This window comes from Nodosilinea sp. LEGE 07298 (assembly GCF_015207265.1).
Taxonomy (GTDB): domain Bacteria; phylum Cyanobacteriota; class Cyanobacteriia; order Phormidesmidales; family Phormidesmidaceae; genus Nodosilinea.
In genome coordinates this window covers 1-8,790 of record NZ_JADEXE010000274.1, presented here as the reverse complement: position 1 = coordinate 8,790, position 8,790 = coordinate 1, and the positions used below count along the sequence as shown (strand labels likewise).

Sequence of the window (8,790 nt, the reverse complement as noted above, 5' to 3'; positions counted from 1 at the left end):
GATGGGTGGATGGGTGGATGAGTAGGTGAGCGCGATAAAATTTAGCTGGGTTCACAAGCCGGGGAAGGCAGGCCAATGACAATCACTACCGATGACCGACGCTCACCGATCATCACGCCCTATGGGTGGACAGTGGATCGTTACCATCGAGCGGTTAAGGCCGGTATTTTTGAGGGCCAGCCCCTAGAATTATTGAATGGAGCCTTGATTGAAAGGTCTCCCGAGGGAATTCCCCATGCGGGGTTGAGCAGTGATGCGGCAGATTACCTGCGATCGCGTTTAGGTAGCCAGGTTAAGGTACGCGAGGCCAAGCCGATTACGCTGCCCAACGATTCGGAACCAGAGCCAGACATTGCGATCGTGAAACCCCTGGGAGATCTCTACAAAACAGAGCGGCATCCCCAGGTGGCCGACATTTTTTGGGTAATGGAATATGCCAACACCAGCCTGGAGAAAGACTTAGAGCTGAAGGATAAAATCTATGCCCAAGCCGGTATTGCCGAATACTGGGTAGTGAATCTAAAAACCAGGGAGCTGATTGTCTTTCGTAACCCGGTAGGAGGAGAGTATCAGGCAAAGGCAGTCGTGACTAGCGGCACCATCTCCCCAGAGAGTTTCCCGACGGTTGCCCTTGAGGTGCTCAAGCTAGTTCGGTGAACCGTAGGGTGGGCATTGCCCACCATTCCTATCCTGCTACTTCACCAAAACGCGACCATCGGCTTCGATGGTAATGCTGCGATCGCTCGGTTCGGCGGGTGCATCAAATACCTCCACCCGCAGCGTGTTGGGGCCGGGGCGGTTCAGTCTTGCCCGCACGGGCAGCCGCTCCTGCGACCAGAAAAATACCGACGGATGGGGCTGGGCCATCCAGCCTACCTGGGTTTCGATGGTGTTGCCGGTGTAGAGCACACGGGGGCCGAGCAGAGGCGGCTGCTCCAGGCTGAGGGGGCGGCTGCCGACGTTGACGACCTGGATAGTGATGCGATCGCCCGGCGTAAACTGAATCTGCCCCGACTTACAGTTCACGGTACAAGGAGCCGCCAGAGCAGCGGGCACGCTCAGCATCCAGGCGGCAAGGCCAAGCAAACATCCCCCAATCACAAAACTAAACGGCAACAGCTTTTTCACAGCAACGATCCTCACAAATGAACCTCACACAGGAAAACGGATCTTTTGTTGTAATCGCTACCGGGATGCCCTGGAGCCCTGTCTACACATCTCGTAGGATTTGAGACATATGAGGCAATCGTTCGTAGTCAGATTGTCCTTGATGTCTTCAGGCTTCAGCTCTAGCTATGTGAGGAAACTCATCTGGGTGCTGAATGATCTCAAGGGATAGATCAATATCCAGATCAGGCCAATAGAGGTGGCCAGGGTGAGGTTCTTCTAAATTGAAGATGTGCTTGATGGGTGCATCTTTGAACCAGGGGAACTGGTCATAGGGTAAAAAATACTCATGGTCGCTACAGATTAACCACAAACCGTTAGCCGAAATATTGCTAATCTCTGTCTGGGAAGTAATAGTTCCATGCGTTTCTGAAGTCGTCATAGTGTTCCTCAACTAGCTTCTCAATCTGCTTTAGTTGTATCTTTGACAGCCTGTGGTTTATAGCCAATTCTATGTCTGGCTCTAGCCAGAACTTCGCTTCTCCATCAGGGCAAGAGACATGGATATGAATTCGACTTTCTTCTCTAGAAAAGAAATAGAAGCGATAAGCCCCAATTTTTAACACCGTTGGCATAGGTCAGCATTCATCTATGATTGTTGTCTGCACTGTCATCTTGCCAAATCGAGCACGACGCTGTCTTATTCTAGCAATCCTCCAAATCGTCAATCGGGTACCGTGACCATGCGCGACTCAATGCCCTCCCACACTTGCGGCGATACCCGCTTCGCCGCCTCTTTGCAGCGAATCATGAGTTCTAGAACGTAGAAATAATCAGTGAGTTCCTGTATTTCTTTCTCGGAAAAATTTATGGCTTGAAAGTCAAATTTCAAATTAGTAGAAAAACATTTTAAGATTTTAAAGGCAAACTCTTTTCGTTTTGGCAGAGGCGATTTGTCATCAGGGATTACATTTTCTAAACTGCTTAAATCTATTATTAAGCTATTAGATAAACCTGCGTCAAAAATTTCCAATCTTTGATATTCTTTGGCTATGCTGAAAGGAAGATTAAGATCGAGAGAAAGGTTAAGGGCTAGCTCAATAGCACGAGCACGACCTAGAGTAAGGTCGAGGTCGAGAGCGAAGACGAGAGATCGGACGAGATTTAGGGCGCGAACTAGGGGTAAGGTAAAGGCAAGAGCAAGAAAGACTGCTGCGACTCGCTTTTCAAAAGCTTTATCGTGCCCTAATGAGTCTTTAGTAACTGTTGAAGCCCAAGTAACTATTATCTTAAATGTAGAATTGGCAGCATAAGCCTTGGCATGTTGTTCCATAACAAGTAGCAGTTCATCGGCTCCTCGTTTGCCCGGTGCTAACCCTGCTACTAGCAAAAAAACCTCTCGCCAATGCTGCTCGGTAATATGGTTGCGCACGAGTTGATCAATCTTTTGATTATCGACAAGGCACTTAGCAGTTAAATATTCCTGAAAAGTTAAATGTGAAAAGGAATACGCATCTCTAACTCGCTCAACCAAAATACCCTGCTGAATTTCGATTTCTTTCAGTACCGTTTCGGTATCCAGGTGGCTGGGGGCGTTGAGGTTATCGACCAAAAACTCTCGAATTTGGTTGATCAACCTGTCTTTAGCAAAGAAAAACTGATCGTCTACAAAGCTGGTGTAGGCAATCTCCGCCAGCATGTCTAGCTCTAGCTCGGCGCTGAGTTCTTGGTAGATGGGGTTACGCTGAATGCGTTTTTCTGATGCCCACTTTCGCAGTAGTACATCCAGAGCTTCGCCATAGAGGGCGTGGCGTTTTTTCGGAAAGTCTTGAAATTCGTCGTATACCACGCAGAGCAGGGTCAGCAGCAGTGGGGTTTGAGCGAGTTCTTTAGCAGCCCTATAATCGTTGCTGTTCAGCAGTTCCCAACAGCGTTCGGCAGTATTGACTTCTAGATCTCTGTCCTTTTGGAACCAGTTTTTGATGAACTGCTCGATCTGCTCATCTTCAAAAGCGGCCATCGCCACGTCTTTGAACCGCGTAAAGCCACCAAAGGTATAGGCTGCCACCCGGCAGGAGGCTATATAGCGGTTGTCGCTGTATCGATCAACCAGGCCCCTAATTTCCTTGAGGACATGATCCAACGTGGTCGTAGGCACTTCATCCAACCCATCCAGCAGCACCAGCAGCTTGCCATTTTTGAGGAATAGCTCGGTAAGTTCTTCCGCTGCCGGAAAACCGCAGGTACTGAGTTCTTCAGAAATTACTGCTTGAATACTGAGGTCAGGCTTGTCAAACTGACGTAGCTCCAACATCACCGGGATGCAGGGGTGCTCGTAAAAAATCTCTTGGGGTACCAGCAGATTGCCAGGGTCTTTACCCGCAAAGTCTCTGCGACCCAGGGTTCGTAGGGCTTCTAGCCCTACCTTGCGTAAAAAAGTGGATTTGCCTACCCCTGGTCCACCCAACACCATCAGGTACTGCTGCTCGTTAGCGACTTGCAGACCCGGTTTCTTGTCTGCGCTAGTAACGCTGAAACCACGCTTACCGCTTTCGCGGTATTGCTCTTGCAGAGCATCTTCATCTGCAAAGTATTGGCTGGCGGCTCGGCGATCGAGCAGTTGCACAGCAGTGTAGATTTCGTCGAGGCGCACAGGGTAATCCATGCGTACGCAGGCGACTTTGAGGGTGCCGTGGCGATCGATATAGCGGCGTACGTAGTCGACCATTGCCTTTTTCAGGGCCAGGTTTTTGCCGATATCCCAATCCAACCTTTTGAGGGTTTCGGTGCCTTTGTCTTTGACCAGGCTGGTGATCAGGCCACTCAATCCAGCGGCGGCGGCTCCGATCAGGGGTTCAAATCCGGTCATGGCGGGGGTGGGGGTGGCGGTTGCCACTACTATAGCCTGGGCTTTTTGAGGGGCAACGATTGAAATTTGCTTGATGGCTCGGCTGCAAAACGCCCTACGCAACCCGCTATCCTAGAACCATGCCGCAACCCGCTGAGGATTCGATGGATACTAAGGCTTTTAAGCGATCGCTCAACCACTCCGACAAGTACTTTCGCCAAGGGTTTGGTCATGGGGAAGACGTCGCCGGCCAGATGAAGACCGAGTACAATAGCGGGCTAATTCAAGAAATTCGCGATCGCAGCTACACCCTCACTCGCGGCAATGTCACCATCAAGCTAGCCGAGTCCTTCGGCTTTTGCTGGGGAGTTGAGCGGGCGGTGGCGATGGCCTACGAAACGCGCCAGCACTTCCCCACCGAGCGCATCTGGATCACCAACGAAATTATCCACAACCCCAGCGTCAACCAGCGCCTCAAAGACATGGCGGTGGAGTTTATTGAAGTGGTCGATGGCGACAAAGACTTTTCGGTGGTCGGCCAGGGCGACGTGGTGATTTTGCCTGCCTTTGGGGCCAGCGTGCAGGAAATGCAGCTACTCAACGACAAGGGCTGCACCATTGTCGACACCACCTGCCCCTGGGTGTCTAAAGTGTGGAACACGGTCGAAAAGCACAAGAAACGCGACCACACCTCGATCATCCATGGCAAGTACAACCACGAAGAAACCGTGGCCACCAGCTCCTTTGCGGGCAAGTACCTGGTGGTGCTGAACTTAGACCAGGCCAATTACGTGGCAGACTATATTCTTAACGGTGGTGACAAGGCCGAATTTATGGCCAAGTTCGGTAAGGCCTACTCTGCCGAGTTCGACCCCGACACCGATTTAGACTACATCGGCATCGCTAACCAGACCACCATGCTCAAGGGCGAAACCGAACAGATCGGCAAGCTCTTCGAGCACACCATGCTGAAAAAGTACGGTCCCCAGGCCCTCAACGACCACTTTCTCAGCTTCAATACCATCTGCGACGCCACCCAGGAGCGCCAGGATGCCATGTTTGAGCTGGTAGATGAAAAGCTCGATCTCATGGTGGTAATCGGCGGCTACAACTCGTCGAACACGACTCACCTGCAAGAGATTGCGATCGAGCGCAGCATTCCCTCGTACCACATCGACAGCGCCAGCCGCATTGGCCCCGGCAACCGTATCGAGCACAAGCTGCTCCACGGCGATATGACCGTCAGCGAAAACTGGCTGCCCGATGGCCCGATTACCGTGGGCGTTACCTCTGGCGCGTCTACCCCCGATCGCTCGGTCGAAGATACCATTGAGCACATCTTTGCAATTAAAGCTGCTACGGCGGTGGTTTAGGCTGGCCATGGGCTGACGTTGATATGTGCTGCGATGGGCAAAGCCCAACCCTTGGGGCAACGCGGCCTCATTATTACTACTAATAGAAGGACTCAAGCCATTGCCTAAGACCAGCGCTATGACCACCACCACTATTCTCAAAGCGCAAATTCTAGAAGCGCTAGATCATCTGCCCGCAGAAACCCTGGCTGAGATTTTGACCTATGTTCAAGCGTTGAATCCTGACTCCAATATTGCCTCCCAAGATGAGGTGTGGCGAGCCTATCTACAGTCTGAGCAAGAACGCGAAGAGGTCTATCGTCGCCTTGCCGACTCCTAAATTTTTAGATGCAGAAGCCGTGTTGAGACTCCACACCAGACAAATTGAACGGTTTGGTGGTACGGCTGGGGTTAGAGATGAAGGGTTACTAGATTCAGCTTTGGCGCAACCCAGAGCTACCTTTGGCGGTGAACTGTTGCATCCGACCCTAGCTGAACAGGCGGCAGCGTATTTATATCATTTGGCGAAGAATCATCCGTTTGTAGATGGCAATAAGCGCACCGCTTTTGCAGTAGCGGATACCTTTTTGCGCATTAATGGCACCCGTCTTAGTTTGACTGATGACGACGCTTACGACTTAGTGATGCGAGTTGCCCAAGGCCAGATAGATAAGGTCACTCTGGCAGAAATTCTGGCGGGGGCTTTAGAACCTCGATCCTGACCTGAATTAGCGGCGTGGCTGTGCTCTGGTGCTTCGGTAAGCTTCATTACAAGCGTGCTGGGGCTAATTTTTGGGGTGGTAAGATAGCTGGAGAAATGCCGAAATACCCCCAAAATCTTCGAAATTAGCACTAGGAGCACCTATGCCACCGAGAATGCTGCGGAATTTTTCGTTTGGAGCGATCGCCCTCGTTTCGGTCAGCACCCTAGCGGTTGCCCCCGCCCTGGCCCAAGAGACTCGCCCTTTAACCGAAAACCCCACCCTAATTCGGGGCTGCCGCCAGCTCAACCAGGCGGTTGAAGTGTTTGATAACTCTACCCTGGGGCCAACGGCCAACCGTATTGGCACCCTGGCTGCGGGCACACGGGTGACTCTAACCGGGGTTGTGTCTACGGGGCGGGCACAGGTATTTCTAGGCGGCAGCACGTTGTCGCCGGTTCAGCCCGTGGGCTGGCTGAATGCCAGCAACCTTGGCCCCTGCGGCGGTACCCCACCACCGACTGGCGCATGCTTTAGAGCCGATACAGCCCTGGTCGTCAGATCTGGCCCTTCAACTGGGGCGGCTATAGTAGCGGGCTATAACCAAAATGACCTGATTAGGGCCAGCACCAATCCACCGACTCAGCAGACTGCTGCCGACGGTCGCCGCTGGATGCAGGTAAGCATTCTCAACGGCAGCACCGGCTGGCTGGCTCGTACCGGCTCTGGTGGAGTAGGCAGCAACATCACGCCAACCAACTGTCCTTAGGCGTAGAGGCCAGGCTGAACCACCGCCAATCTGGGGTGAGAAACCGTTTCCCTTACCCCAGATTGGATGGCGTTCCCGGCTGCTAAGAGGGTTAATCAGGCTACCCTGGGATAGAACGCCTGTTCCGCGCCCATGGCTCTACCTCAGCCAAAATCTATCGCCTCTGGCACAGCCGCTAGTCTGGCCCTCACCGCCGCACAACAGACGGCACTGGCGGCCCTTGATGCCTTTGTGCAGGGCACCGAAAAGCTTTACCTGCTGACGGGGTATGCGGGCACGGGTAAGACTACCCTGCTGCAGGTGTTTATCAACGGGCTGCGCGATCGCGGTGACGATCGCCCCATTGTGCTGAGCGCCTTTAGCAACAAGGCCACCAAAGTGCTGGCGGCAATGGCGGCCCAGTGGCGACTCGATATTGACGCCATGACCTGCTGCAAGCTGCTGGGCCTGCGCCCCGTCATCAACGAAGACGACGGCAACCAGATGTTTGTAATCGATCGCCAGCAGGCCAGCCAAATCGATCGCTACCGCCTGGTAATTGTCGACGAATGCTCTATGGTCAACCAGGAGCTGTGGGAGCTGTTAGTCAATGCCGTGTCGAACCTGTACCGGGGCACCCAGATTTTGTTCGTGGGCGACCCGGCTCAGCTGCCCCCGGTAAACGAGCCCGAGTCGGCCTGCTTTCGACAAATTATTCACAAATCGCAGCTGACTGAGGTGGTGCGCTACGGTGGCGCGATCGCGGTGATTGCCGAAGACATTCGCCGCCATTTAGAGCGCGACTCGCTGCCCCGCTTCACCAGCGACATCAACGCCGGTAAGACCGAAGGCTGCTTTGTGCTGCCCGGCCCGGCCTGGCACGATCTGCTGATTCGCGCTTTTACCAGCCCTGCCTACCAGCAAAACCCCGACCAGGTGCGGGCGCTCGCCTACACCAATCGCCGAGTGGCCCAGCTCAACCAGCTGATTCGCACCGCTATCTATGGCTCCCAGGCCCAGCGCTTTGTGCCCGGCGAGCGGCTAATTGCCGTCACCCCCTGCCTTGAAGAAGACACCATTGTGCTGCCCACCTCCGCCGAGTGCGAAGTGCTGCACATGGTGCGAGGACGCGAGGGTGAGTGGCCCCTATGGATGCTCGAAGTGGAAACCGAAACCGGCGACTACAAGACCCTGCGGGTGCTGCACGAGTCGGGGCAGGCCGAGTTTAAGGCTAAGCTCGACTTTTTGGCCAAAGAAAAGCGCTGGATGGAGTTTTGGGATTTGCAGCAGCGCTTCCACGCCGTCGACTACGCCTACAGCCTCACCATTCACAAGAGTCAGGGGTCGACGTTTCAAGACGTGTTTGTAGATGTGCCCTCGATGATGGCCAACCGCAACGTTATCGAGCGCAACCAGCTTTGCTATGTGGCCTTTACCCGTGCGGCCAAGCGACTGTTTCTGTACCAGTAACGCCTCGTGGTTAATGCCGATATGGGGCTTGACGAATAGTTGACGAACAGTAGTGGGTTGGTGGGCAATGCCCACCCCACCTTTACTCGCCCAATTCCCGAATTACCACTTCGTCCCCCGCCGCTAGGCCCAGTTCGGCGGCTCGCCCGGCTCGTAGCTCAATTACCTGGTCGATCAGCTGACCGCCGGGGCCGTAGGTGGGGCAGGGCTCGGCGGTGCAGGGGGGGACTTCAGCGGCGATCGCCGCAATCTGCCCCTGGTACACAAACACCATATCCAGAGGCACCGGCACGTTTTTCATCCAAAAGCTGACCGGGCGGGGTCGCCCCAGCGGGAACAGCATGCCGCGATCGTCGGGTAGGGGGTCGCGGTACATTAGCCCCATCGCCTGCTGCTGGGGGGTAGTGGCCACTTCCAGAAAAATATCTTCACCGCCCAGGGTGGTCACCGCTGTGACGGCGAGCTGCTGGCCGCGAGGATCAGTCATAGGAGCCTCGGTAGGGGTGGGTGTAGAGGCGGCAGGTTCGGTGGGAGAGGGTGTTGTTGTTGTCGAGGGCGCTGGCC

The 8,790-nt window shown here is 54.1% G+C and carries 11 protein-coding genes; 6 read left to right on the top strand and 5 right to left on the bottom strand.

Annotation, left to right across the window (positions count from 1 at the left end):
- The first annotated feature begins 75 nt into the window (after positions 1-75).
- Positions 76-657, top strand: coding sequence for a Uma2 family endonuclease (locus IQ273_RS26245; RefSeq protein ID WP_194026090.1), 582 nt, complete (start codon positions 76-78; stop codon positions 655-657).
- 36 nt (positions 658-693) lie between these two features.
- Here IQ273_RS26245 and IQ273_RS26240 read toward each other — a convergent pair whose 3' ends face one another.
- The 4 genes from IQ273_RS26240 to IQ273_RS26225 form a co-directional block, all read right to left on the bottom strand.
- Positions 694-1,128, bottom strand: coding sequence for a hypothetical protein (locus IQ273_RS26240; protein WP_194026089.1), 435 nt, complete (start codon positions 1,126-1,128; stop codon positions 694-696).
- Between the two features lie 148 nt (positions 1,129-1,276).
- Positions 1,277-1,549: a DUF2442 domain-containing protein gene (locus IQ273_RS26235; RefSeq protein ID WP_194026088.1), complete on the bottom strand. Its 273-nt coding sequence runs from the start codon at positions 1,547-1,549 to the stop codon at positions 1,277-1,279.
- Positions 1,500-1,742 carry a DUF4160 domain-containing protein gene (locus IQ273_RS36010; protein WP_194026087.1) on the bottom strand — a complete coding sequence of 81 codons (243 nt, stop codon included), beginning with the start codon at positions 1,740-1,742 and terminating at the stop codon, positions 1,500-1,502. Before IQ273_RS36010 ends, IQ273_RS26235 begins: the two co-directional genes overlap by 50 nt.
- Positions 1,743-1,831: 89 nt before the next feature.
- Entirely contained in the window at positions 1,832-3,760 is a 1,929-nt protein-coding gene (locus tag IQ273_RS26225; RefSeq protein ID WP_194026086.1) for an NACHT domain-containing NTPase, read from the bottom strand.
- A 359-nt stretch (positions 3,761-4,119) separates the two neighbouring features.
- On the opposite strand from IQ273_RS26225, the gene IQ273_RS26220 reads away from it, so the two are divergent.
- The 5 genes from IQ273_RS26220 (at position 4,120) to IQ273_RS26200 (ending at position 8,226) form a co-directional block, all read left to right on the top strand.
- Positions 4,120-5,328, top strand: coding sequence for a 4-hydroxy-3-methylbut-2-enyl diphosphate reductase (locus IQ273_RS26220; RefSeq protein WP_194026085.1), 1,209 nt, complete (start codon positions 4,120-4,122; stop codon positions 5,326-5,328).
- A gap of 118 nt (positions 5,329-5,446) precedes the next feature.
- A complete protein-coding gene (locus IQ273_RS26215; RefSeq protein ID WP_194026084.1) occupies positions 5,447-5,647 on the top strand; it encodes a DUF2281 domain-containing protein in 201 nt (66 codons plus the stop codon).
- Positions 5,634-6,029: a type II toxin-antitoxin system death-on-curing family toxin gene (locus IQ273_RS26210; RefSeq protein WP_194026083.1), complete on the top strand. Its 396-nt coding sequence runs from the start codon at positions 5,634-5,636 to the stop codon at positions 6,027-6,029. Before IQ273_RS26215 ends, IQ273_RS26210 begins: the two co-directional genes overlap by 14 nt.
- Before the next feature lie 142 nt (positions 6,030-6,171).
- The gene (locus tag IQ273_RS26205; protein ID WP_194026082.1) at positions 6,172-6,777 is read left to right on the top strand and encodes a hypothetical protein; all 606 of its coding nucleotides are present in this window, start codon (positions 6,172-6,174) and stop codon (positions 6,775-6,777) included.
- Between the two features lie 132 nt (positions 6,778-6,909).
- Positions 6,910-8,226, top strand: coding sequence for an ATP-dependent RecD-like DNA helicase (locus IQ273_RS26200; RefSeq protein WP_194026081.1), 1,317 nt, complete (start codon positions 6,910-6,912; stop codon positions 8,224-8,226).
- Between the two features lie 82 nt (positions 8,227-8,308).
- On the opposite strand, the gene IQ273_RS26195 is transcribed toward IQ273_RS26200, so the two are convergent.
- A partial coding sequence (locus IQ273_RS26195; RefSeq protein WP_228053908.1) for a DUF192 domain-containing protein occupies positions 8,309-8,790 on the bottom strand: 482 nt, incomplete at its 5' end.

Excerpts from the sequence above, each read along its gene's own strand:
- IQ273_RS26220 (WP_194026085.1), top strand. The coding sequence starts at position 4,120 with ATGGATACTAAGGCTTTTAAGCGATCGCTCAACCACTCCGACAAGTAC.
- IQ273_RS26215 (WP_194026084.1), top strand. The coding sequence starts at position 5,447 with ATGACCACCACCACTATTCTCAAAGCGCAAATTCTAGAAGCGCTAGAT.
- IQ273_RS26205 (WP_194026082.1), top strand. The coding sequence starts at position 6,172 with ATGCCACCGAGAATGCTGCGGAATTTTTCGTTTGGAGCGATCGCCCTC.
- IQ273_RS26245 (WP_194026090.1), top strand. The coding sequence starts at position 76 with ATGACAATCACTACCGATGACCGACGCTCACCGATCATCACGCCCTAT.
- IQ273_RS26235 (WP_194026088.1), bottom strand. The coding sequence starts at position 1,549 with ATGACGACTTCAGAAACGCATGGAACTATTACTTCCCAGACAGAGATT.
- IQ273_RS36010 (WP_194026087.1), bottom strand. The coding sequence starts at position 1,742 with ATGCCAACGGTGTTAAAAATTGGGGCTTATCGCTTCTATTTCTTTTCT.
- IQ273_RS26200 (WP_194026081.1), top strand. The coding sequence starts at position 6,910 with ATGGCTCTACCTCAGCCAAAATCTATCGCCTCTGGCACAGCCGCTAGT.